At 58.3% G+C, this 23,218-nt stretch carries 23 protein-coding genes and 3 pseudogenes; 12 read left to right on the top strand and 14 right to left on the bottom strand.

From position 1 onward, the window contains the following. Positions 1–194: 194 nt before the first annotated feature. A pseudogene (locus N2602_RS34640) lies at positions 195–505 on the top strand (IS21 family transposase); the annotation flags it as partial. A gap of 503 nt (positions 506–1,008) precedes the next feature. Here the strand turns inward: N2602_RS34640 and N2602_RS34645 are convergent. Continuing rightward, a pseudogene (locus N2602_RS34645) lies at positions 1,009–1,316 on the bottom strand (TauD/TfdA dioxygenase family protein); the annotation flags it as partial. Between the two features lie 653 nt (positions 1,317–1,969). Between N2602_RS34645 and N2602_RS34650 the strand changes: the two are divergent. Further along, positions 1,970–3,310 (top strand): LLM class flavin-dependent oxidoreductase, encoded by a 1,341-nt coding sequence (locus N2602_RS34650; protein WP_260383789.1) that lies wholly within the window; start codon positions 1,970–1,972, stop codon positions 3,308–3,310. A 1,466-nt stretch (positions 3,311–4,776) separates the two neighbouring features. Here the strand turns inward: N2602_RS34650 and N2602_RS34655 are convergent. The 10 genes from N2602_RS34655 to N2602_RS38870 all read right to left on the bottom strand — a co-directional run bounded on the left by N2602_RS34655 (position 4,777) and on the right by N2602_RS38870 (position 11,758). Further along, positions 4,777–5,226 carry a hypothetical protein gene (locus tag N2602_RS34655; protein WP_260380911.1) on the bottom strand — a complete coding sequence of 150 codons (450 nt, stop codon included), beginning with the start codon at positions 5,224–5,226 and terminating at the stop codon, positions 4,777–4,779. 16 nt (positions 5,227–5,242) lie between these two features. Then, on the bottom strand, positions 5,243–5,443 hold the full coding sequence (locus N2602_RS34660) for a hypothetical protein (RefSeq protein ID WP_260380912.1): 201 nt from the start codon (positions 5,441–5,443) through the stop codon (positions 5,243–5,245). Positions 5,444–6,293: 850 nt separating this feature from the next. After that, positions 6,294–7,151, bottom strand: a complete 858-nt coding sequence (panC, locus tag N2602_RS34665; protein WP_260383790.1) for a pantoate--beta-alanine ligase — start codon at positions 7,149–7,151, stop codon at positions 6,294–6,296. A gap of 2 nt (positions 7,152–7,153) precedes the next feature. Beyond that, positions 7,154–8,035 (bottom strand): 3-methyl-2-oxobutanoate hydroxymethyltransferase, encoded by an 882-nt coding sequence (panB, locus tag N2602_RS34670; protein ID WP_260380913.1) that lies wholly within the window; start codon positions 8,033–8,035, stop codon positions 7,154–7,156. A 207-nt stretch (positions 8,036–8,242) separates the two neighbouring features. Next, positions 8,243–8,584, bottom strand: coding sequence for a hypothetical protein (locus N2602_RS34675; RefSeq protein ID WP_260380914.1), 342 nt, complete (start codon positions 8,582–8,584; stop codon positions 8,243–8,245). Between the two features lie 566 nt (positions 8,585–9,150). Next, a complete protein-coding gene (locus N2602_RS34680; RefSeq protein ID WP_260380915.1) occupies positions 9,151–10,020 on the bottom strand; it encodes a hypothetical protein in 870 nt (289 codons plus the stop codon). 211 nt (positions 10,021–10,231) lie between these two features. Continuing rightward, positions 10,232–10,546, bottom strand: coding sequence for a hypothetical protein (locus N2602_RS38855; protein ID WP_311738762.1), 315 nt, complete (start codon positions 10,544–10,546; stop codon positions 10,232–10,234). 34 nt (positions 10,547–10,580) lie between these two features. Further along, on the bottom strand, positions 10,581–11,171 hold the full coding sequence (locus N2602_RS38860; RefSeq protein ID WP_311738764.1) for a Fic family protein: 591 nt from the start codon (positions 11,169–11,171) through the stop codon (positions 10,581–10,583). A gap of 15 nt (positions 11,172–11,186) precedes the next feature. Continuing rightward, positions 11,187–11,474 carry a hypothetical protein gene (locus tag N2602_RS38865; protein WP_311738766.1) on the bottom strand — a complete coding sequence of 96 codons (288 nt, stop codon included), beginning with the start codon at positions 11,472–11,474 and terminating at the stop codon, positions 11,187–11,189. Beyond that, positions 11,471–11,758: a hypothetical protein gene (locus N2602_RS38870; RefSeq protein WP_311738768.1), complete on the bottom strand. Its 288-nt coding sequence runs from the start codon at positions 11,756–11,758 to the stop codon at positions 11,471–11,473. Before N2602_RS38870 ends, N2602_RS38865 begins: the two co-directional genes overlap by 4 nt. 188 nt (positions 11,759–11,946) lie before the next feature. On the opposite strand from N2602_RS38870, the pseudogene N2602_RS34690 reads away from it, so the two are divergent. After that, positions 11,947–12,228: pseudogene (locus tag N2602_RS34690) on the top strand (zincin-like metallopeptidase domain-containing protein); the annotation flags it as partial. A 45-nt stretch (positions 12,229–12,273) separates the two neighbouring features. Here the strand turns inward: N2602_RS34690 and N2602_RS34695 are convergent. Then, positions 12,274–13,440, bottom strand: a complete 1,167-nt coding sequence (locus tag N2602_RS34695; protein ID WP_260380916.1) for a hypothetical protein — start codon at positions 13,438–13,440, stop codon at positions 12,274–12,276. Between N2602_RS34695 and N2602_RS34700 the strand changes: the two genes are divergently transcribed. The 7 genes from N2602_RS34700 (at position 13,439) to N2602_RS34730 (ending at position 19,026) form a co-directional block, all read left to right on the top strand. Continuing rightward, positions 13,439–13,732, top strand: a complete 294-nt coding sequence (locus N2602_RS34700) for a hypothetical protein (protein WP_260380917.1) — start codon at positions 13,439–13,441, stop codon at positions 13,730–13,732. The two genes, N2602_RS34695 and N2602_RS34700, sit on opposite strands and share 2 nt — an antisense overlap. A gap of 148 nt (positions 13,733–13,880) precedes the next feature. Beyond that, positions 13,881–14,921, top strand: a complete 1,041-nt coding sequence (locus tag N2602_RS34705) for a S1/P1 nuclease (RefSeq protein ID WP_260380918.1) — start codon at positions 13,881–13,883, stop codon at positions 14,919–14,921. Between the two features lie 104 nt (positions 14,922–15,025). After that, positions 15,026–15,628 carry a hypothetical protein gene (locus tag N2602_RS34710; protein WP_260380919.1) on the top strand — a complete coding sequence of 201 codons (603 nt, stop codon included), beginning with the start codon at positions 15,026–15,028 and terminating at the stop codon, positions 15,626–15,628. A gap of 526 nt (positions 15,629–16,154) precedes the next feature. Further along, positions 16,155–16,439 carry a hypothetical protein gene (locus N2602_RS34715; protein WP_260380920.1) on the top strand — a complete coding sequence of 95 codons (285 nt, stop codon included), beginning with the start codon at positions 16,155–16,157 and terminating at the stop codon, positions 16,437–16,439. 102 nt (positions 16,440–16,541) lie between these two features. Then, positions 16,542–17,480, top strand: a complete 939-nt coding sequence (locus N2602_RS34720; protein ID WP_260380921.1) for a tail fiber domain-containing protein — start codon at positions 16,542–16,544, stop codon at positions 17,478–17,480. 116 nt (positions 17,481–17,596) lie between these two features. Then, entirely contained in the window at positions 17,597–17,728 is a 132-nt protein-coding gene (locus N2602_RS34725) for a hypothetical protein (protein WP_260380922.1), read from the top strand. A gap of 125 nt (positions 17,729–17,853) precedes the next feature. Further along, entirely contained in the window at positions 17,854–19,026 is a 1,173-nt protein-coding gene (locus N2602_RS34730) for a hypothetical protein (RefSeq protein ID WP_260380923.1), read from the top strand. On the opposite strand, the gene N2602_RS34735 is transcribed toward N2602_RS34730, so the two are convergent. Continuing rightward, positions 19,023–19,286 (bottom strand): hypothetical protein, encoded by a 264-nt coding sequence (locus N2602_RS34735; protein WP_260380924.1) that lies wholly within the window; start codon positions 19,284–19,286, stop codon positions 19,023–19,025. The genes N2602_RS34730 and N2602_RS34735 overlap by 4 nt on opposite strands. Before the next feature lie 1,986 nt (positions 19,287–21,272). Further along, entirely contained in the window at positions 21,273–21,557 is a 285-nt protein-coding gene (locus tag N2602_RS34740) for a hypothetical protein (protein WP_260380925.1), read from the bottom strand. Positions 21,558–22,035: 478 nt separating this feature from the next. Between N2602_RS34740 and N2602_RS34745 the strand changes: the two genes are divergently transcribed. Continuing rightward, positions 22,036–22,413 (top strand): nucleotidyltransferase family protein, encoded by a 378-nt coding sequence (locus N2602_RS34745; RefSeq protein WP_311738771.1) that lies wholly within the window; start codon positions 22,036–22,038, stop codon positions 22,411–22,413. Further along, the gene (locus N2602_RS34750; protein WP_260380926.1) at positions 22,414–22,638 is read left to right on the top strand and encodes a DUF86 domain-containing protein; all 225 of its coding nucleotides are present in this window, start codon (positions 22,414–22,416) and stop codon (positions 22,636–22,638) included. The last annotated feature ends 580 nt before the right edge of the window (positions 22,639–23,218 follow it).

Genomic DNA, 23,218 nt, shown 5'->3' on the forward strand with positions numbered 1-23,218 from the left:
CGAAATGAAATCGCCCGCCATTCCGATTGAAATCGCCCACCATTCCGAGATGAAATCGCCCGGGGTGAAGCGGCCTCTTCTGGCCTGATAGGTTCCTCCTTTCGGCTTTTGGCAGGAGTGGATCGGATGCCGATGGGGAGGCTTGGGATGCGCCATGTGCGCGAGGTGATGAGACTGAAGCGGCGGGGCTTTCGATCCGGGAGATCGGGCGGCGGGTCGGGGCCGTCCTCTCAACGGTGCGGCTGACGATCCGGCGGTTCGAAGCGGCAGGGCTGAGCTGGCCGCTTGCGGACGACGTCGCGGATACGGTTCTGGAGGAGCGCCTTTTGCAGGCGCCGGAGCCAAACGAGGCCAGAGGCGGCGCGCGGAGCCGGACTGGGCGACCATTCACCGCGAGCCCTAGCGCAAGCATGTGGCGCTGTCGATCCTCTGGGAGGAATACATCGCCAGCCAGCCGCATGGCCATCGCTATAGCCGCTTCTGCGAACTCTACAGGGCCTGGGCCGATCAGGTCGCGCCCCCTCTTGATTGGGCTATCGTCCTTGACGAAGTAACCCCTGATAAGTGTTGGTGTCGGAGCCGTAATAACCGACGACAGCTTTGATCGGCGCCTTCGCGCAATCAGCTTGAGGAGCGCGCCATAGAAGGCGCCGCCGATGTCGATATCACCAGTGACGACGGTCTGAATGTCCTGCGGCCCCCTGATGGTGTTGCCGACCCATTTCAGCTTCAGCGGGGCGAGATAGCCGAGGTCCTCCGCGAGCTCGATGAACGTCAACTGCCCGGCCCAGCCCTGGTAGCGGATCTCAGTCTTGTCGAGCGGCGGCTCGGCGAAAGCGGGAGCCGCGAAGCCCAGCATGAAGGCGCCGGCGAGCAGTAGCTGCGCGGTCCTGCGCGCGGTAAGCTGCCGCGCGCGCACAAAGCGAACAAAGAGGTCATTCTGATAAATCCTGTCGCTGATGCGGGATCAGGCGGCCTTGGCCGTCTGCGGTTTCGACAACTTGATTCGCGGCCGCCGCCGCGCCCTGAATCCAGCTCCAGGATCGACGAAGTGCCCTTGGTCGCCCCGACCGTCGGATGCGGCACCAGCTTGCCGAGCCTGACGGCGAAGCGTTCCTGCTCGGCATCGTCGAGATGACCCTGGTTACGGAAGAAGATCACCTTGTGCTCGAACAGCACCTGGTTGATGCCGCGACGACGTCATCGGACAGATCGCCCGACAGCTTGACGTTCTTGATCTCGGCACCGAGCCGCGCCGCGCGCTTGACGATGTCGGCGCGGGGAATGGAATTGCCGATGGTGGTCGTGTTGCTCATGATCGTGGTCTTTCCTGGGATGGTCTGGACAAAGCTCCGCCATGCGCCGGTCACGCCAGGGGCTGCGAGTGATGGGATGTTTCTGATCTAAGTCCTGAGGGACCGCGATGTGCGCCGATGGCTAGATGATCGGCCGCACAAGCGTCCCGGAGGTACAGCTCTCTGCCATCCTGCAGGCACGGCACGGCGTCCACGGCGCAGAAATCAGTCGGGCTGCTTCGTGAACGACGAATAGATCGGATCGCAGCATGGTGAACGATCTCGTTTGGACGTTGCAGATCGCAAAAGCGAACGCGATCCAGTCAATGAAACGAAACCACCTTTGTTTTTCCCGGCAGGCAATGATCGCGTCGCCGATCACACCGACGCGGAAATATTTGCGATGATGACAGCCTGCTCGAGTGCTTAATGCGCTCGGAGCAAGCCAAATCAAGCTGGCCGGCGCAGAAAATTGCCTGATCTACCCATCTTCTTCATCAGCACGACGTCACTCATCTCCGGTAGGCGGCGCGTTCACAAGCTTCATTCTCGCTTCGCTCATAACAACGCAAATCCATTTCATCGACAGCTTCGCGAGCGCCGACATAGAGTCGAGCGACGCCGCAAGCGCGGCACCCACACGCTGTAACGACCAGAGATCTGCGAGCACGCCCATGAGCAAACGGCAACTGTCCCTGAACTTCTTCATTTATCCGGACGGTCATCACGAGGCTGCCTGGCGCCACAAGGCATCGGCCACCGACCGCATCCTCGACGTCACTTATTACCAGGAGCTCGCGCAGCGCGCCGAAGCGCACAAGTTCGACGCGGTGTTCTTCGCTGACGGCCCGGCGCTTGCCGACAATGTCCGTTACGCGCAACGCTTCCGCCTGGAACCGATCACGCTGCTCTCCGCGATCGCCACCGCCACCAAACGCATCGGCCTAATCGCAACCGCGTCGACCACCTACAGCGAGCCCTACAATCTTGCCCGGCTGTTCGCCTCGCTCGATCACATCAGCGGCGGTCGAGCGGGGTGGAACATCGTGACCACGAGCTCGCCGCAGGCGGCGCAAAACTTCGGCCTGCCCGAGCATCCGCCGCACCACGAACGATATGAGCGGGCTCGGGAATATCTCGATGTCATCACGCGCCTATGGGACAGTTGGGAAGACGACGCGCTGGTCAACGATCCCGTCTCTGGCATCTTCGCCGACACCAGCAAGATCCACGCGATCGACCACATCGGAAAGCATTTTCGCGTGCGCGGTCCGCTCAACGTCTCGCGGCCGCCACAGGGCCGGCCGGTCTATGTACAGGCGGGCTCGTCCGAGGACGGGCGTGCCTTTGCCGCGCGGTTTGCCGAAGCCATCTTCACCGCGCACCAGACGTTGGGGAGCGCGCAAGAGTTTTACGCCGATGTCAAGCGTCAGGCGCGCGCGTTTGACCGCAACCCCGACCAGATCAAGATTCTACCCGGCATCTCGCCGTTCATCGCCAGCACGCAGGTCGAGGCCGACCGGCTCCAAGAAGAGTTCAACGCGCTGATCCAGCCGGAGTTCTCGCTGACCCAGCTGCGCCAGATGACTGGGCTCGATCTCACCGGCTTCGATCTCGATGGCCCCTTCCCGCGTCATCTTATCGACACTAGCGGAGCGCATGGCGTGGCAAGCCGCTTCAAGCTGGTCGTCGATATCGTCGATCGCGAGAAGCCGACCATCCGCCAGCTCGTGCAGCGGCTCGCCGGAGCGCGCGGGCATTGGGTGATCGCCGGACCGCCGGAAAAAATCGCCGACAACATCCAGGCCTGGTTTGAAAACGGCGCCGCCGACGGATTCAATGTCATGCCGCCCTTCCTGCCCGGCGGCTTCGATCTGTTTGCCGAGCAGGTCGTGCCGATCCTACGTAAGCGTGGCCTGTTCCGCCAGGACTACGCCGGCAGTACTCTTCGGGATCACTATGGCTTGAGCCGCCCGACGGGCTTATTCTCGCGTTCCCTTCAAGCGATAGCATGATCGATTGAAGGCAATCACGACTTGGGCGGCGCGTGCCTTTCCTTGGGAGGGACGCGCGCAGTCCTGGCGGTCACATACTCGATTTCGGCTTCACAGCCGTCGAGTCGAACCAACTCGCATCGCCGAAATGCGAGCCCTGTTTTCGAGAGTAGCAAGAAACAGTGCCTAGATTTGAGCACGTCTGGTGCCCCCTCGATCAGAAGGCGAGCCCCTGTTTCCGACGCCTCGATGAGGACGCAACTGCGCCACCATCTTCCATCCGCCCCCAGAAGAGCCACCCGGTGTTCATGTTCAAAGTGAACGCGCCTGACTAGCCATTTGCTTCGAAGCATAAACATCACGCCACTCGGCGGCGCCTTCAATTGGATCCATCGAGGAAGTGGAGAGCTCCACGAAGGAGAATATCTTACGGCCCCAGCCCGGTCGGACGAGGCCTTGCATCGACGATGTCGAAAAGGCTTGCCCAGACGAGCCAGAGCGAACTACTCGAATGAAATCATACTTGCGCATGAGTAACACAGGTGCCTGCCCGCTTCGAACAAGGGGCGGTTTTCCTTTGCGGTGAACCCACGTTCTTTTATCGTCTCTAGCCGCACAATTTCGGCCATTGCGCGCCAAAAATGCATTTTTAAGACACCATGTGCGACTACTGAGACGTAGCAGGACACGAATCAACATTAGTTCTGCCACAGGCGCCCATGGCCGTTTCAACCAGCCGCGAGGTGATGCGCCGCGGCCTCATCCGAGCAAGCGGTGAGAGATCCATGGATTGCTAGATAGAGTGGCGAGTACATCCTATGAGTTTGATTATGACTTCCCACGATTTGCAGCGGGTCGACGAAGAGAGTTTCGAGTAGCATTCAGCACAATGCGATAACGCCGGTCCAGCGCGCCATAGCCGCAGTTCTGGCAGGAGCAGGAGAGCTTTGAAGACATGCTGCTAATTTGGGGCACTTACGTTTTCACTCAGATTCGAAGAAAGATTCGACGGCGGGCATCGAGAAAGGTCGACGATGAGCAAAGCTGTGGAAGGCCTTGAAACAGGGATCCGCGCGAGCGCCGCCCCTACTCCGCTCGAGCGCGTGACGGTATCCCAAGACATTTCGGATTGAATTGCGATATGGAAGTTGGACCTTGCCGGCGGTCCCCACGGCCGACGCCTGCGAATGCCTCAGTCAAGACGCTGGCATGAAGTACGCAGCAGACGATGTAGCGGGACCCGCGCCGCGTTTGCGCGCCGGCGTCTGCTCGGCCCGCGATTTTGACCAGGCCAATGTGACTTGAAACTCGAAGTGTGCACGCCCTCGTCGCCTCCCGGAGGCGCTATGCCTCAACAAGGCGAACCGGGCATGGTTCAAAGACCCAAGCAGTTGCCAATTGAGCTAAGTCAATCTCAACCGCTACCTGCTATGAGGCCGCGAGCCGTATGCAGTTTCACCAACGCGCAAACTGCAATATTTTCGAACTCACGACCGTATTGCACGTCCACTTCCAACATTGAGAGGGGAAAGCCGTCGTTTAGTGGATCGTCGTCCGTCGATCTTGGCCGCAGCTGGAGGAGCCGCGTCGGCTTTGAAGGGCTCTATTGCAGCTAAGTTCTGATCGGCAGCAGCGCTGGTCTCCAGAGGAGCCCCGTGCTGATCTATTCGCGCCCCTGTGCCAGACGGCCTCGCTTCCATCGCTTCAAGGACGGCCCTGCCATGGTTCGTGATGCGCCAACCTCCATTGATGCGCTCGATCAATCCTTGCGAAAAGATGTCGAGCCCGGGTACACGCGCCCCCATTCTCTTCGTGCGCTCAGCCCATTCCGGCCCGCTCGTAGCCAAAATGGCCATGTCCCGCTTGAGGTCGGACATGGATGCAAACCCGTCCGGGTAACTGACCAGAATCTTCAATACTGTGACCTGGAAATTCACCGCAGGACCGCCGAGACTATCGCCACATCGTTGGCGCCGAGCGAAGTGCCTCCATGGCCACCTGTTTCAGCCGCTCTGCCGTAATTACACCTTTGCCGGCGGCCTCGAGCATCTTGGAGGCGACATGGGCGCGAAGTCCCGTCTCGCTGCGGGGGAGACCCTCGCAGACCTCGTCGAGAATGGCGCGCAGCAGCGCAGTCGTGGCTGGGTCCAACACTCTGCGACTCCGACATGCAAGGAGATTAATAGCACGAAAACACTAAATGCACTTAAATGACGTTCTTTCAGACCCAAAGTCTGAGTATACATGCACCGAAAAGTTTGTCCTGTCGTGGGTTGCTGGATATCCGAAGTCTCCTCGTGAAGGCGCTAGTCTCAGCGCAGGCGTAACGGCCATCCTGCCGAAATTCAGCGCCAGCCTGACACTTTTTGATGATTTTCACCGCGATCGATATGCAAACTGCCAATAGGATTGTTCAGCAGCCGCGTACCAACTTCGCTATACCGCACTCAGCAATACACTCCACTCCCGAGCAGGAGGGGATCCGCCACGAACCGGAATTCGCCGCGCATAGAACAACGATCGTGCCTGCTTGAGGATTGTTCATATTATCAGATCTTCCTTGGACGCCCCGGACGGAGCTGGTGATGTACGGGGTCGCAAGGATGGCTGGCTCTCGACGCAATCGAGCAGCAGCGAGCGATGAAGCGAGTTGGGCTCTGTTTATGGTTCTGAGCGCACCGATCATTTCGTCTTACCCAACCCGATCGGGAGAGCGGCTGAGGCGATAGTTGGCACATGCTAGGCTTGCCCAGATCACGGCCGATAAAACCGTTGGAGAGTGTCGATGACGCGGACGCAGCAAAGATCAGGCACCAGCTGCTCCGCTCCGAAAGCGCCCGCTCGATCGAAAACAAAGAAGCTGACAGCTACGATGAAGCGTCGCGCGCTGAAAGTGCAAAAATCGAAGCTGCCTGCTTCATCATCTCAGTCGCAAACCCTTGCGATTGACACGCGCGCGGCCTCCGACTTATATCTGCCCTGCTAGCTCGCCTGAACCTCGGTATCAACCAGCATAGCTATCCGGATTAAGCACAACATTGTCGATCAGCCGGGTCGAGCCGACATAGGCTGCTACACAGATCGCGGCGGGACGAGACACCCGATTTGAAACTGGCTCTAGCGTTTGGGTGTCTACAATTTCCAGGTATTGCAGCTCATCGACGTTCTCGATGGGCCGCCTGGCGCGTAACAGCAGCCGGACGGGATCGCGCTCTCCTGCCAGAAAATCGGCCTCTGCCTGGAACAGGCCTCGACTGAGCGAAAGGGCTCGCGCGCGTTCGGCGGCGCTCAGATACCGATTCCGGCTGCTCATTGCGAGCCCGTCAGGATCGCGAACCGTTGGCACGGTGACGATCTCGATCGGGAAGTTGAGATCGGCTGCCAACCGCCGGACCACCGCGCACTGCTGAAAGTCCTTCTGTCCAAAGAACGCGACATCCGGCTGCACCATGTTAAACAACTTCGAGACGACTGTGGCGACGCCGCGGAAGTGGCCGGGTCTGAAGGACCCGCACAAGGGCCGAGCTAGCGCACCTGGTTCAACAAAGGTACCAAACTGAGGCGGATAGACCTCCTCCGCCTGTGGTGCGAAGAGGATGTCAACTCCTGCCGCGCGGCATAGCTCTTCATCGCGCGGGAAGTCGCGAGGATAGATGCTGAGATCTTCCTTCGGGCCGAACTGAGTGGGATTGACGAAGATGCTGACCACGTTGGTGCCACACCGTCTCCTGCTCGCCTGGACGAGGGCCATATGACCATCATGCAGATACCCCATCGTGGGCACCAAACCGATGCGACTTTCTGGGTTGCGAGCTTCCGCCAACGTCAAGCGCAGCTCGCTAACGGTGGTTATGGTGCGTATGGTCACTGTGGTCTGCCTATCTTGCGAGGTACCCAGTTCGCGATCAGATCCTTCAGGGGCTCCGGCAGGCGATAGGATTCTTGGGCAGCCGGGAACATCCCTTCACGGACATCGGCAGCCCAGCGAGAGAGCGCCTCCTGCAACAGATGAAAACCATCGGAATAAGCTCGCACGAATTTCGGTCGGTGCCCTTGCGTCAAGCCCACCACGTCGTGAAAGACGAGCACCTGCCCCGAACATCCAATGCCGGCGCCGATCCCGATGGTCGGGATTGTGAGGGTCTCCGTGGCCCGCGCGGCCAGCTCCGCCGGTATGCCCTCGAGCACAAGAGCAAAGCAACCGGCTTCCTGGAGGTGGTGCGCATCTTCGAGCAGCCGTATTGCATCATCGTCTGAGCGCCCCTGCACCTTGAAGCCACCCATTACGTTGACGCTCTGGGGAGTAAGCCCGAGGTGTCCCATCACGGGAATTTCGCAGTCGACCAACGCGCGAACCATATCGAGGCGCTTGGCACCGCCTTCGAGCTTGACGGCATCGGCGCCGCGCTGCAGAAAACCGCCTGCGTTGCGGATGGTTTCCTGAGGGCTGATATGAAAGCTGAGGAACGGCAGATCCGCCACGAGCAAGGCGCGAGGCCGCGTGCGCGCGACCGCTTCCAGATGGTGGTTCATCATCGACAAGCTGACCGGCAGGGTATTGTCGAAGCCGAGGCACACGTTGCCGACACTATCGCCTACGAGGATGACATCCACGACGGGATCCGCGATATGCGCCGTCACGGCATCATAGGCGGTTGTCATCGTGATTCGCCGCTCCTCATTCTTCAATTGCTGAAGAAGGGGAATCGTAACCTTGGCGCTGGACGGTTGCGGTTTGTCGCTCATCTCACTGCTGGTCCGTCTCCTCGCCCGCATTGTTTCGAGCCGGCGGTTGGTAGGCGAGCTTAAACAGATTGGTCAACGGCTCCCCAAAGAAAGAAACATTTTTCTTCAAAGCGCGAAGCGGACGACAGAACGTTCCAATGATCGCGCAATCATCGTGCGGTTAATTTGCGGTTGGATGCGACGGCGGCGACTTCTTAAGGCCTTGAGTTAGCTACCAAATCTCCGTAAGTCTTGCGCGCGGAATCGAAGCCGCACGGCCGAGACGCACAGCGGCTCGTTCCGAGCGCCCAATGCGGCGAAGGCCGCACGCGCGCCGGCGAAGGATCGGTTCAATTCAATCGGATGATCGCAATTTTCTTCGCCCGCATGCGTCTGCGCGTCATAGATTCTGATTTGAAGCATGGCAAAACGCTCCTTCAGTTCTTCTCCACCTACCCGGCGCGATCTCGGCTTAAAATTCGTTTTCTCGTTGCCCTGCGCCTCAAATGCGCATGGACCGCTAATTTCCCGGTACGCCGGCAGGCACAACAACCGCGCAACCGCGCTCATCCGCTCGCTTGGACATGCCTGAGGCCCAACTCTAGGCTTGCGCTTCGCTCGCCGGCCGTCGCGGACGGACCGACCAACGGCGATCGTCTAGGATCATCCTACCAGGACAATTGGTGACGCGAGACAACGAATCCTGTCGCTTACCAGTCCTCCTTTTCCTTCCGGAGACACATCACGAGGGGCCCGACGTCCCATACTAACTTTCACCGGACGAGACGAAAATCCTGTCTTATCTCTAGCCTATCGCACGATCGCCCCGGAGAGCGCCTTTGCGTCCGGCGATTGTTACATAAGATCTCCACCCTGACTTTGCGTGCTTGGTCAGCGCTTCCTTATGTGGGTGACGATAGACATTACGATAGCCGCAAGAAATGACGAGCGTGCCGCCTCTTCCACTCTGTCTCGGTACGAACCTGTGACTCGAGTTGAAGCGCGCGCCGTAATGAGTTGCGACGAGATGATCCATTCTAGCTGCATTTGAATGCATGAGGTGCGCATAATCAGCATCGCCTGTCAGCAAGGCTGATCGGCCGCTCGTTAGGACGGCAAGAACCGTCAATCCGCTGTCATTGAGGTCTCCGACAGGGCCTCCGCTCCGGTACCAAGTCGCCAAACGGAAACCGAATGGGGGCGTTGGCGGGACGCACCAGCAGGTTGCCCTGCTCGCCAAGGATTCGCGCCAGCCGCGCGGCGCCAGGCCCAAGCCGCTGATCGGGAACAATCCACGGACAATCAAGAGATGCGGGAATGGCGCCGTGAAGATGATCCCAATCCCAATGCGACGGAATGATCGGCGGTCGCACGTTCGGATCGATGTTGAACTTCGAGGGTCGCGTGTGGCGATTGAAGGAGATCGGCAGTCCGACGTCAAAATGCAGAACGGCACGGCCGAGCTCGTCACAAAGAGAGACGAAATTTGCCTGACCGACATCTCTGACCAGGACTGTTTCCGCTTGTGGGACACCCTTGAGAATCGTTGAGATTTTGGCACCACCTGCTGGGTTTGTCAGTGCGATGCAAGCACCGGCGAGCGGGGGTGGCAGTACCAGCCTCGGGGCGACAGAGGCACCCAGACTTTGGTGTCTTGATCTCGGGCCCGTTAGCTCATCCGGTGCATCAAGTCGCCGCGCATAGGTCAAAACGCCGCGTGAGTGAACTGAATAACCATTTCCTTGGAGCTGAGCATGCCAGGCTGGCAGACCGGACCGGCCGGGTTCAATCTCAAGATAAAACCAGTCGGCCGGCGCAGGCGTAGCACCCGCAAATTGACCGAACCTCGCCGGCGTAGTCACGACACGCAGGAGCGCGAACGGTTTGGTATGGTCAGCATGAAACCCGTCCAAAAGCTGCGGTCCGGCGCCATCAACGTAATCGGCATCGATGCAATCGAATTCATAGGACGCGCGGCGTTGAGGACTCGTACTTAACGAATCCACGCGCGATACGCGCGCATAGAGCGATCTGTGCGGAAATTCTGGAGGAAAAAAGAAATGGAAGACGGCCTCCTGATTCAGTAAACAGCTGAGGCGGCGGCTTCATCGGCGCTCGTGCCTAAACCATCTTTATTCCGATCAGCTGAACAGTCCGTGTGAGAGAAGCATCCTACTACCCCAGTATGATTCTGGGAGAATTGGCGCACGTTGTGGATTACTCCGTGAACGTTGCTTGATAGAGCTCCTCAATTCTTGCGACCTCATCTGAGGTCGATTGAGAAAATTCATTATCCCGCGCACGCTTGGAGAGGTGCCCTCCGCTCTGTCGCAAGAATCCCAAAAGATTGTTGAGCGTGCGCTCCGGCATATCGATCATCTGTTCGATACCGGCGCGGAAGGTATCGAAGTTGCGTAAATATTGGGTTTCTCTCGGCAAGTCCTCTTCAATGGTCCTTTGCACGCATTCGTACAGAAATTCTGCGTGGGGCGTCGCGTCAAAGAAGCGATAGAAATCACCCGTATCGTTCATGACGTTGACGTTACCCTTTGGGGTCACCTCCCATTCAACAATGGGAAAATCTGCTCGAATAGCTTTCCAGCACTTCCTTGTATTCGCCGATCTTATCAAGAATCGCTGCAGAAACCGGAAAGTGGATCCCCGCCGGATTGAACCCGCGCCGTGCCAGCACGTGGTGCATCAAGTATCGATGAATGCGGCCATTGCCGTCTTCGAACGGATGGATATAGACGAATCCGAAGGCCAGAACGGCGGCAGCCAGGACCGGTTCAAGCTCATTTTCTGCGGCTTGATCAAACGAAATCAACCCCTGCATGAGAGAGGTAATATCTTCGTGACGCGCACTGATATGATCCGGAATAGGTCGCTGCGTCTCGCGGTCGTGCTCACCGACGAAGCCACCCTCATGACGAAAACCGAGCTTCACGAAGCGCTCATCGCCGATAACGATGCGCTGCAGGCGCAGAAACTCCGCTTCGTCAAGCGGCACCCGCCCCGCTTCGCCGATCACCCTGCCCCACCGCTGCATCCGGTCCTGCGGCGGTCTCTCGCCTTCGATGACATAACTCGACTTTGAGTCCTTCAGGAGAAGGAAGGCCGCAGTGCGCGCGAGCAGATCTTTCGGAACCTGGCTCACCACAACGCGAGCCCGTTACTTAAGGTCTTGAGCAATAAACTGCGTCAGCCTTGTCGTCTTAAAAACGAGGGGACAGAATTCCGGCGTTCCTGGCAGGTTGTTGCGGACACGATGCCGTGCCGAATTCTGGCGAGAGCTTGCGTATTGAAGTTCGGTATCGACAGCGTCGACGTAGGAGATCTTGTCTGCCGCAGGCAGGTCCAGCTGCCGCTTCAATAGCCACTCATAGAGAAACCAGATCCGGCGTGTGTACAGTCCGGTTGGCTTCGCCTTCACAAGCTCCGCAATCTCGTTCTCCTTCACGGCGAGGAAAAGCCGCTCAGGATTGCGAGGTCGAGCCCCTCGTTCTTGAGCGCGAAGGTGAGATGTCCCTCAAGTGTCGCATCCGGGGCATGGCGCGGCGTGTAGATGCGCCACCCCCCTTCCTCGATGATGCGGTGTATTGTTCCAATGGCAGACAGCGCGCGGGGAATGGGAACGGAGAGGTCGTAAGCGTCTATGAGTGCGGCATAGCCCGCGGGGGTCGCGGTCTCCGGCAGCCTGCGATCGTGAAAAACGCTCACCGGCCCTGAAAATTCCATCTGCATGAGCCAAGACTCCTGAAAAACCTTCTCCGGCCACGAATTTTGCTTGCCTAATCGTCCTCGGCGCTCGGAAAACACCTTACTCCACGAAAAACCATCTCCTGAAACGAAAAATATGAAAAATCTTCACACTAGTCCGTAGCAGAGCTTGCTGTCGAAAGGAGCCATCAAGCAGTTCCACGGAGGCCTACTATTCCACCCTGCTCCATGAGCTGACCCACTGGACCGGACCGACTCACCGCTGTGACGGTGACCTGTCCGGCCGGTTCGGTAACGAGGCCTATGCGATGGAAGAGCTGGTGGCCGAGCTGGGCGCTGCGTTCTTTTGCGCCGAGCTTGGGATTGCTGTTGTGCCCCGTGCCGACCATGCGCAGTACCTGGCGCATTGGTTGAAGGTGTTGAAGGCCGACAAGCGGGCCATCTTCACTGCGGCCTCCAAGGCTGGCGAAGCAGTTTCGTTCCTGCGCGGCTAAACGCAGAACTGCCCACTGGCCAGGGACCGGTTGGATGGGGCGCTTTCAGAAGCTGACCCTCAACCTCACATAGGGAAACACTGCCAGTCCATTCCACTCTAGCGCCTTGACCGTCGAAAATTGCTGGGTGGCTTGCAGCACGCCGCTCACCAGAACATTTGAATTAGGTGTCCAGTCCGCCCGCGCCGAAGCCTGAATGATAAGGTCCTCGCGACCGCCCGGAAACTCTGTGAAGTGCCTGCCCTGGATAAAGCCACCGGCCGACGCTGTGAGACCCGCGATCGGCGTTTGCCAAGTCACGGCACCTGACAGTCTTGCGGACGCGTTACGCTGGGTCGCTACGTCGGAGAATGTGAAATCGCCGACCGCAACGAACGTACCTGCAACGCAAAACGTCTCCTGCCCTTTGGCACCGCAGACGGTGCCTCCGAGATCCATGTTGTTGCGTGCCCAGGCAACCGACGGCGTGAAGAGCTCGACCAGGTACGGGTTGAAACCCGAGCCATATACCGTGCTTGAACCCAGAGAATAGCTCATCACATCTGATGTCGTGGTGCCGTCTGTCTTGCCCGGCGCGACAATGTTGAGAACCTGTTGGTAGGTGGCGCTGTTGATGAAGATGTCGACGTTCTTCGCTACCAGCTTCGCATAGCGCTGGTCGCTCACGCCGGTTTGGAAAATGAAGCTGTCGGCGACGCCCACCGGGACATTGACTGTGATCGAGCCTGTCGTGCCGAAGACCGTATCACCCACTGCGTTAGGGGTTTTTGCGGCGTTGGAGTCAAAAACGGATTGCGTTGAGGCTGCGACCGTTACCTTTGTGAGCCGCGGCTTCGGGACCACGACGTCCTCGGTAACTACCTTCTTCTTCGTCACCATCCGTGTCTCGCGATCAAGGCCGAACTCCTTGATGGCCTTCTCGCGCGCGTCAGCGGCCATCGGCAGCATCAGGTTCTTTTCCACGAGGATTTTATTCAGGCGGCGCTGTTGCTCTGCGGGTGGCACGGCGACGACTTCTTTCGTCGTGTAGGTGCGCACGCTCCTTTTCGTTATAACTTCCGTTTCAGGTAGATACGGCTTACGGTCCCTCGGCGGTGTCAGGGTCTCAATGCGCACCTGCAGGTTGGGATCAACCTGGCCGAACGCAGTGACAGTTGGAAGGACGACTAACGCCGCAATCAGGCAGAAAAGACTCAGAAGACCCCTTTGCATGACCCACTCCTGGAAAAACATGAAGCAACAAACGCGCAAGAATGATCTGTTCGCAGTAGCAGTGCTGATTACTTCGGGCTGCCTTGTGCCGGGAAATGGCGCCGGGGCTGACCCGGTAAGTGGTGGGGCCGATCCCAACCTGCAAAGCAGAATAGAGCAAACGTCTCCAGGCGCGGCGGAGCGCCTGCTTAACAATCTGCGGGAAAATCCGCCGCCGGCTCCGTCGAAAAAGAACACGCGGCCCCGCTCTTCCCACCAGCAACATGGAAATGAAAAGAAGAACGCACGCTGACTGCCGGTGGCTTCAGCATCCGGGAATCGCCGAATTGTATTGAACCCCCCGAGGGCAGGTTATAAAACCGCCATACAAGTTCAAGTAGAATTTTCACCCGACACATTTTTCCACAAGCGCTCCGGCGCTCAACATTCCGGTAAGCCCCATGTTCGCCAGTTTTTCTGTTTCACGCTGGTATCCTGCTCTTGTCATTCTCCTGGGTTTGGCACTGTGCCCGGCATCCGCGCATGCTTGGGGGTACAAAGGCCACCGTGTCGTGGGTTCCATTGCGGACCAGATGCTCACCGCGAATGCCAGGCAGCAGGTGGCGCAGATCCTGGGCTTCGACCTGAAGACTGCCGGCCCCTGGCTCGATTGCGTAAAAAGCGTCGTCCGTCAGGGCGACGGAACCTTCGTCTACACCGTCAACCCGAACCATCCGGAATACGAGATCCCGTGCACACAGTTCAGGACAGCCGACGAGCAGCAGCGCATGGAGGACTATGTCGCGCGCAACTGGGTGCAGTGCAGCTACAAAACCGGCAATGTAGAGCGGGGATGCCATAACACCTATCACTTCGACGATGTGGCCATTCAGCGTGACCGCTTCGACCGGAATTACCAGGGTACGAATGACCATGACCTGGTCGCAGCGACGAACGCCACCATAGCTGTCCTTCTCGGAAGGCCATCCCCGCCACCTTTTGCGATCAAGGACAAGAAGGAAGCGCTCTTTGTGCTCTCACACCTGATAGGGGACCTTCACCAGCCTATGCATGTGGGCTCGGTCTACCTGGACAAGGCCGGCAATCTTGTTGATCCCGATGTGACGCATACGATTGACCCGGCAACAGAGACCGCGGGAGCCAACAGCATCCTCGACAGAAACAGGAACTTCCATGGTGAATGGGACGACATCCCCGACGATCTAGGCGAAACCTCAACACCGGAGTTGCTCATGGCGGCTAAAGCCGTTGCGGCGATCCCAGGGCGCATTGAGAACTGGTCGGTGGCCTGGGCGACCGACACCCTTCTGGTTGCCCAGGAGGCGTTTGCGGGCGCGAGCTTCGCCCCGAGCGGCAACCGGTGGGCCATCACGTTTGGCGACCGCGATGCCTACTTGCGGCAGGCGGATACCATGAAGCGCAGGCAGTTAGCGAAGGCAGGCGCCAGGCTGGCTGCCGTTCTGAACACCATCTGGCCGTGAAGCCGTGACATTCCTGCATCGTGCATGCACGCCATCGGCTCCATACCCTTCCGTATGGCCGAGGATGCTCACAGACTCCGGAAAGAAGTAAGCTGAGTACGATGATGAAGGGCAAGATCTTTACACATCGAGAAGTCGCGGCGCGCTGGTCCTACGCCGAGGTTACCGGTCGCTTTGCTGCGGACTATGCCGCCAACCACCAACAGCCGGAGAGTGTTGCTCTGATGGCAAAAATCAAGAGCGGCGCCCCCTTTGATAGCCTGGACGCCGCTGAGCGGGACCGGCTCGGCGTTTGGTTCGATACGGGCCTGCGGCGAGACTACGCAAATGCGTTGAACAACTGGTACAACAGCTTCCGCTGCGAAAGCTGGACCAAATCGCAACTCGCTAGGGTCCATACTCTTCCAATCATTGACCCGCTCGGCCAAGGTCGATCGCTCGCCTTTCTTTCCTACCTCGCTCACCCGAGGCGGCGTCTGCCAAACGGCCAGCTTGAGACACGGGATCCGGCCGTGGCTGCGGACGCAGTCCCGATCAATACTCCTTTCGCTCAACAAGAGCCTTTGGTCATCGGGCATTGGGATGACGGCAAGCTCGTGCTTTGGGAAGGAAACTTTCGTGCGGTGCTTTTTGCGCGCACCGCTGATCCCAAGGCAGAGGTTCTGGTCTGGATGCCTCACGAGGGCAACTGGCCCGGCAAGACCTGAGCCGGTGTCTTTCCTGCCACGCCGGTAGTCACCGATTACTTCACCAATGGCTTGATAAGTGGCAGCCCCGCTGCTGAATGCATCTTTGCCAGCTAAACTGACCGCGTGCACGGACAGACAGCCCGCGTCGCTGCGCATGCCCTGATGATGGCATTGGTCGCGGCGTCTCCGCTCGCTGCACCCAACACCCGGCCGGCACACACGCGCCCGGCCGCACGGGGAGATGCCGAATCTCCGACTACGCCCGCATCCCGCCGCGAAGAAGCGCCGGGCTGCAAGGTCGGCACCGAACGCATCAGCCCCCTGACCGGGCGCAAGCAGGTGTGCAAGTGAGCACGACGTTTGCGATGTTTAGGAAGACAAGGGGCCTCCTCCGCAGGCCACGGATCTGCAACAAAGCGACACGCGACAAATCGCAAACCGTTTACAATTATCTCGCACCGCCATCACTCCCCTTTTCCTTGTTCTTCTCCTTTCACTTCCTCTGACATACAACGCCGCCCCCGGCATATGGTCGGACTACGCGATGGTCAGCCTGACCGACCCGGAAACACCAAAGCTCTACAGCAACGCCATCTGCTGGTCTGACGGCACCAACATTCTCTGCGACGGCACGGCCGGTCTCGCCAGCGGCGGCGGGACGGTTGCCGACACCATCACCTCGGGCACCACCAAAGTCACCGCCAACAACACCACTGGCTACGTCAGCTTCACCACCGGCGGCACCACCACCGGCTACATGGACACGGCTGGAAAATTTGTCGTGCCGGGCATCAGCACCACGGGAATTGTTTCTTTCACCAAAGGCTAAATCAACAACGACCTCAGCGTTGGCCGCGACTTTTACGTCGGCCGTCGTGAATACCTTACCGGCAGCGGCGCCTTCATCAACTTCAGCAACGATGGCTCTGCCTTGCAGTGGAGCAGCACCGCCGCTCAGATCATTGGTAACGTCACCAACAAATACCTCACACTCGGCACCTCCGGCACCGAAGCAATGCGCATCGTCAGCACCGGCTACATCGGCATCGGCACCAGCGCGCCAAGTACAACTCTTACCGTACAGGGCAGCAGCGCGTCCATCGTTAGCCTGTTCCGCACCGCAACCAGCGGACACGCGGTTATTGAATACGCAAACCCCTCCTATGCCATCTATGCAGGCGACGCCGCGCGGCAGTTTTGCAATCGGTCCAGCCACCAATCTCAATACAGCGCCTACCTGACGATAAAAAATAGCAGCGGTAACGTCGGCATCGGGCAGGTTACACCCACCACCAACCTCGAAGTCTCCGGCACCGTCAGCGCCACGCACTTCGCGGCCAGCGGCAGCTCCAGCTTCAACACCATCGGCTCAAGCCTGATCGCGGCCACCGGCATCTCCATCACCACCAACCAGACCAGCGTCACCACGCTCTACGCCAGCGGCGCGGTGCAGCTTGCCAACTATGGCGCGGGTACGCTCACCACCGACGCCAGCGGCAACGTCACCGCCTCCTCCGACGAACGCCTGAAGGATATCCAGGGCGGCTTCACCCGCGGGCTGGAAGCCATCACCGCCCTCAACCCCATCCTCTACCGCTGGAATGAAAAGAGCAGCAACGATATGAGCGCCACTTACGCCGGTTTCTCGGCGCAGGATGTGCAGAAGGCCATCCCCGAGGCGGTGAGCACCGACCAGCGCGGCTATCTCACCCTCTCGGACCGCCCCATCGAAGCCGCCATGGTCAACGCCATCAAGGAGTTGAAAGCCGCCAACGACAACCTCAAGGCCGCCAACGACGACCTGAAGAAGCGGCTGGACAGCCAGCAGCGCGACATCGAGGTGCTGAAGAAGCACGCGGGGATACACTAGACTAGCAGCCTCGATGGGCAACCTCACGCCCAAAGGCCGCACAGAAGGGGATAAGGACCAACAGGACGGAGGCGCGACGACACGCCCGCGCCATCCACGCGGCGATGCGCAGGCTGATGAAACCCGGCCTCTCCGAATACACGGAATTAGCCGCGAAGCTGGAAGAGCTCGGCTTCACCGGCCCGCGCGGCGGAAGAATAACGAGGGAACGCCTCTACGAGATCCGCCAGCGCCTGCACCTCAGGTAGCTACCATCACGGCCCCATGCAGATTTATGTGCCTTGCTAGGGCAGCGAACTAGAAATATTGTCGCTTGTCCGGCCTTTTGCGCCACTTTTTTGATTGAATTGCGAATTCATTTCGAGCCACACCGATGGACAAACGACTTCTCCATGCGATTGAAGGGGTCAAGGCCGAGTTTCTTGATGCGGAAATCTTCAGGCACATAACAGACGAGCTTTCAGCCCATCTTTTCTACCTGAGCTACCAACTAAGTCCTCCACGCTCAGCTCATCTCAGGCTTCTCAAGACCTATGATCCTACGATCCATGTGGTCAAAAAATTCTTCAAAAGGGCCAGGGTTTCGATCTCTGCTGGCCTTGCCATACGCGCTTTCTATTTCGCAAATGCTGTAGCGCGAACGATCGACGGCCTGATCCCTATAGATATTGATTTGGATAGGTACCCGTCATCAGCCCGAGGAAAAATTGAGGATGGCCATAAGCGGATCCTCAAAATGCTGCGGTTTGGCATTTTCGGTCCTGTTCTCCCTCCGCAAAAGTGGCGCCAAATTCTAATCTATACCCTCATGTACAAATCCCTCGAATGGACCTTGGTGCATGAGTCCGCACACATCATGCGGGGACATCTTGAAATGCCCAACAAGCTCAGGAACGCTCCTTGGGTTTCCCAGCTCATCGAATCCCAGTCAGATGACTTTGCTACACTTCGTTTTCTGATAACTCTTCGTCATTTTGAAAAAGAGCACAACTACGGTGAAGAGCCGTGGCAGAAAAACTGGGCTCACTTCGCTTTTTGCAAAAAGAGCGACCGACTTAACATCGAGCTAATTGCTATGATCTTATCGATTGCTCTGGTTGGTAAGGGGAGCGATGAAAACTTCCTGAAGACGCCACCATCTCCGGACCTGCCCTGGGAGCCTTACCCTCCCGCTGCTTATCGAATTTGGCGGGTCATGAATTTGCTGACTACACCAGTTTCGACTAATCCAGGAATGCCCCCTCTCGATCCACTCGATCCAAAAACTGACGGCATTTTGCCTGCTGAGACACTTTATTCCTACGTGGGCGGCCTTCTCGAGAAGGTGAGCATCGATCGCCAGGGACCAATGACACGATTGATGCCTATGCACCAGTCGATTATCCGCGAATACGATCGGGCCTTGATGAGTAATCTCGCACCGGTGGCGGCGTACGAAACTCGTTGGATGGGACGCAATCTTGATCCAACTCGTCATCCGCCCAATCTTGGATTACCGCCAGATTTTGAGGCGACCCGCCAGTTTTTCAAAAAGCAGACTTCCTAGGGCTTAGCGATGCGGGGGCGTCTTCTTATCTCCTTCACGGCGTTCTTTTCACCAAACAGCAACCCAACCAGTCCGCCGAAGGCGATCTTGCCCAAGTCCAGCAAGGTATCCGCTCCACTCTGCCACTGCATCGATTTTGCAAGGAATGAAGCACCGATAAGGCCACCAACGAGCAACAAGCCCACGACAAATCTGGCCAGGACGAACTTATAATCAGTGTCTTCTTCCCGAAGCCCAAATGGTTTTGCATAGAATATCATTGAACGCACCATCGCTAAATCGGATCAGGACTGCAGTAGTCCGAACCTTGAGGGACTTAGATATCAGACACAACTCATGGCTGTCTATCAAACGTGGCCACCAGCCAAGGCCAAACCTTAACAACCAGCCCACCGGCTCAAGATGGGCTTTTGAGTTGATTGGCCAGCGTTTCCGCTCGAACCTCTTTCCAAAACTCTCCTAGAGCATTTGCAACTGCGTCCCGCGCTAACCACGCCCGCGCGAAAAGCGCAGCATCACCCGCCAAGAGCCAGACACACCCCGTACCGCCACGCAGCGCCTATCGTCGTTTCGCTACCAGTAACAAGGAAAATCATCGCCCATTCATCTCTCATGATCCTCTCTTAAACTGTGACCGAAGGCCCGATTCACTCCACGGACCGGGACGTGGAGCAGTGAGGGCACGCTGTTGTCAGCGTGCCCCGAGACGAACGTCTCCATCCTTCGATGCGCTTACTTGCAAGGTTGAGCTACGCTAGCGGAAAGACCAAACTCCACATACTCCACAAGGCTCTGATCCTTCCTCAACGCAATTGCCGCCAGGAGCGACGTGCCCCTTTGGGCACATTAGAATAGGACCAGCACAACTGGTCGGGAGCGGGCACCCATTGGGCGGAGGATCCGGCAGTCCATTGAACGCCGTCAGAATCCCCTCACGGCGAGGTAGGATACTCGCGACGAACGAGCTTCCCTCGTACGCCCTCGGCCCCGCGCCGAGTCCGGCTCCGTCTTCGCTCCAATGGACGCAGGCACGCTGTGGCGGATTACCACCACAACTCGAAAAGGCAGTGAGAACCCCATTCTTGTGTGCTGCCATAGCAGTGACGGGAGAGGACCCCTGATAGACCCTTGGCCCGCCACCCAGCGCCCTCCCGTCTGTACTCCAGTGAATGCAGGCGGGCTGTCCTTCGCCGCACTGGGCGAATGCGGTTAATACGCCACTCTTGTAGGCAACCATAGCCGTTACGGGCGAGCTGCCCTCGTAGACTCTTGGCCCTCCACCTAAAGCCCTTCCATCTTGGCTCCAATGGATGCAAGCAGGCGGCCCGCCTCCGCAATTCGCAAAGGCGGTTAGCACTCCGTCATTGTACGCGATCATGGCAGTAACTGCAGAGCTCCCCTCGTAAACCGTCGGACCAGCGCCGAGCGCTTTTCCGTCTTCGCTCCAATGAATGCAGGCGGCCTGGCTACCTCCGCAATTTGCGAAGGCAGTTAGCACTCCGTTCTTATACTTCGTCATCGCGGTAACGCGTGAGGTGCCTTCATAAACCCTCGGCCCTGCGCCTAGTGCCTTCCCGTCTTCACTCCATTGGATGCAAGCATGCTGACGCGGATTGCCCCCGCAATTCGAAAACGCCGTTAACACGCCGCCATTGTATTCGATCATGCTCTGGACGGATGAACCGCCATCATACATCACGTCGCCAGCGCCTAAACTCCCGCCGGTGCTCAAATGAATTCTGGAATGTTCTGCTTCGGCTGGTTGGACCACAAAAGCTAAGACGCCCAGTATTCCGATCCGTAAGTAAAACTTACACATCTCTGCCTCCGCTGTTGCACCACAATAGACTTGGAGCCGCAAACGCTTCTGGAGGAACAGCAAAATTCATCTGCTAACGCGAACAGTTCCGCGCCAGTTGTGAAAGCTCAACAATGTGCGATTTACCAACGAGCTGGGAAGCTCGCGTTATGCTTCCTCCAACTTCAAATGCTGCAATTTACGATAGCACTCGCTTGTTTGACACGCACTGGGCGAATTTACGCTTGCGCGTGGCATGACACGTTCGGATTGAATCGAAGCTGTCGAATGCATCGGCATCAGATAAAGCTAAATGTGCGACCGACTTGCACGCGAAATATCGACCAGCGTCTGAACATCCCGGCAGCGAAACCTGCTCAAGCCCATCCGACTACGGCAAGAACCGCTACATCCCCGCCAACGGCCACATGCAGGTTTGCGTCCCGCGTTAAGGCTGTTCAAGTCGCCAGCGGGCGGCCTCCCGCAATTCGCGATTGGGGAAATCACCGGGGAAATTGATGACGGCCTGCTCAATGGTCCATTCTTTAAGACCAAGCTCTTTGAGACGCCGAAAGCCGCTCTGGATGTCGCCCTGGCTGACAAGCCGCTTGATAGCCTCGACGGTGCCATGCCTTGCCCGCATCCCGACGAAGGCTGTGGGGTGATAATCATGCTTTGCGCTGATACGGATTGACTCGTCGATCCACGCATCCAGGTCGGATATGTTGCTCATTTTCCCACACCTCCTGACTGGGAGATTATCGACGCGATTGCCCTCCGGCAACATTCAGACCCCGCGTCCGCGCTAACCATGCCCGCGCGGCAGCGCACCTCTTTCATACACACCGCAAACCACCAGTCACACCCCGAGCCGGGACATCAACATCCCCGCCGTTCCACACCCGATCTTCTGACTCATAAACCTTGGACAAAATAGTACGGCGCGTTGGCAGTCCAACCGGGCTCTACGCGCAAGCGCGCCGGGCCAGGACGTCCCGGCCTCCGGTCACGATCCCTCGCGCAAAGACACCCACACAAGAGGCGCCGGCCCACCAACCCGGCAATCCCGCCATTCGACAGCAAGCAACAGCGAACAATCAGGTGACGTCCGAAGCCCCGCATCTGCAACAAAAAATCCGCCATTCCGGCCTCACCAAACCTTGCAGATCCGTCACCTGGCCCACTCTGCCGAAAACTTGCAAATCCGTGACATGGCTGCAGGCAAAGCTTGCAGGGCGCATCCGCTTCATTTCGCTTTTGCCGCAGTTCATAAGTACGTGGTAGACTGGCCTTATGAACCGCACCGACGCCCTAAGAAAGCTCCGTACCCTGGCCAAGGGGCTGCGGGAGCCGGTGCAACGTCTCTCTACCTGTTCGGCTCGACCGCCCGCGATGAAGCCAGGGCCGGCAGCGACCTCGACCTCTTCATTGACTACGACCCGCGCGGCTCCTTCAACGCCCTCGACCTGGTTGCCGCCAAGCGTCTTCTGGAGGAAAGCCTCGGCGTGGAGGTCGACCTCACAACGCGCAACGGTCTGCATCCCCTGATCCGCAGGAAGATCGAGGCGGAGGCCACCAAGGTCTTCTAGGTGCCCACGCGTACGCCCCTGCTGCGCATCCACGACATGCTGGAAAGCATTCGGGGCATTGAGAATGCCGTGAAGGGAAAAACCTATCGCGACTACCAGCGCTCCTGGCTGTTGCGTTCGGCCGTCGAGCGGGGAATAGAGGTCATCTCGGAGGCGAGCCGCCACCTTGGCCGCAAACTGAAGTCGCCCCACAAGGAAGTGCGCTGGAGGGGCATCGCCGGATAGGCAATATCCTCCGCCACGAATACCAGCGGGTCGATGCCCGCATCATTTGGCGTGCGCTCAAGGACCACCCCCGCCGCTCAAGGAAGCCGTACTGGCGATGAAGGCCGCGCTGGACGGACAATAGCTGGCGCCGGCAGCGGAAGCTGCTCAACTACCAACCAACGGATTTGCAAGAAATCCGCCATTCCAGCCCATCACCTTGCCAACCTGTCGCCTCAACTCGACCCGGCAGATCTGCAAATCCGTGACACGCACCGCAAAACAGCCACCCTTCACTCCCTCTCATCACCCGCGAGCGCGTCTACCAAATCCGCCAGCGCCCGGCGTCGCAGATAGCGTCTTGAAATCAGTTTCGTCCACTCTGCCCGCTATGCGAGCGCTTCTTGATGGCCGTGCACTCGGCGCCAAGCTTGGCATGGTGAATCCCGTCCAAGGCATTGCTGGGCCGTCTAAATTCGGTCGAAGCAACCGATGTGCAATTGCAGCAATTTTGTAGTTTTCGCTTCCCGACGCACAAAAATGAGCGTATGACGAAAACCAGACGACCGGTCCAAACGGACTGGAACGTGCCTTTTATAAG

Origin of the sequence: Bradyrhizobium sp. NC92 (assembly GCF_025200865.1) — a bacterium.
In the GTDB taxonomy this organism is placed as follows: domain Bacteria; phylum Pseudomonadota; class Alphaproteobacteria; order Rhizobiales; family Xanthobacteraceae; genus Bradyrhizobium.

What these genes read in the sequence shown, in the direction of transcription:
- N2602_RS34700 (WP_260380917.1), top strand. Translation starts at nt 13,439, where the DNA reads ATGACCCACTCCTGGAAAAACATGAAGCAACAAACGCGCAAGAATGAT.
- N2602_RS34650 (WP_260383789.1), top strand. Translation starts at nt 1,970, where the DNA reads ATGAGCAAACGGCAACTGTCCCTGAACTTCTTCATTTATCCGGACGGT.
- N2602_RS34705 (WP_260380918.1), top strand. Translation starts at nt 13,881, where the DNA reads ATGTTCGCCAGTTTTTCTGTTTCACGCTGGTATCCTGCTCTTGTCATT.
- N2602_RS34675 (WP_260380914.1), bottom strand. Translation starts at nt 8,584, where the DNA reads ATGAGCGCGGTTGCGCGGTTGTTGTGCCTGCCGGCGTACCGGGAAATT.
- N2602_RS34735 (WP_260380924.1), bottom strand. Translation starts at nt 19,286, where the DNA reads ATGATATTCTATGCAAAACCATTTGGGCTTCGGGAAGAAGACACTGAT.
- N2602_RS34715 (WP_260380920.1), top strand. Translation starts at nt 16,155, where the DNA reads ATGGTCAGCCTGACCGACCCGGAAACACCAAAGCTCTACAGCAACGCC.
- N2602_RS34730 (WP_260380923.1), top strand. Translation starts at nt 17,854, where the DNA reads ATGGACAAACGACTTCTCCATGCGATTGAAGGGGTCAAGGCCGAGTTT.
- N2602_RS34695 (WP_260380916.1), bottom strand. Translation starts at nt 13,440, where the DNA reads ATGCAAAGGGGTCTTCTGAGTCTTTTCTGCCTGATTGCGGCGTTAGTC.
- N2602_RS34725 (WP_260380922.1), top strand. Translation starts at nt 17,597, where the DNA reads ATGAAACCCGGCCTCTCCGAATACACGGAATTAGCCGCGAAGCTGGAA.
- N2602_RS38870 (WP_311738768.1), bottom strand. Translation starts at nt 11,758, where the DNA reads ATGCAGATGGAATTTTCAGGGCCGGTGAGCGTTTTTCACGATCGCAGG.
- N2602_RS34710 (WP_260380919.1), top strand. Translation starts at nt 15,026, where the DNA reads ATGAAGGGCAAGATCTTTACACATCGAGAAGTCGCGGCGCGCTGGTCC.
- N2602_RS34745 (WP_311738771.1), top strand. Translation starts at nt 22,036, where the DNA reads ATGGCTGCAGGCAAAGCTTGCAGGGCGCATCCGCTTCATTTCGCTTTT.
- N2602_RS38855 (WP_311738762.1), bottom strand. Translation starts at nt 10,546, where the DNA reads ATGAACGATACGGGTGATTTCTATCGCTTCTTTGACGCGACGCCCCAC.
- N2602_RS34740 (WP_260380925.1), bottom strand. Translation starts at nt 21,557, where the DNA reads ATGAGCAACATATCCGACCTGGATGCGTGGATCGACGAGTCAATCCGT.
- panB (WP_260380913.1), bottom strand. Translation starts at nt 8,035, where the DNA reads ATGAGCGACAAACCGCAACCGTCCAGCGCCAAGGTTACGATTCCCCTT.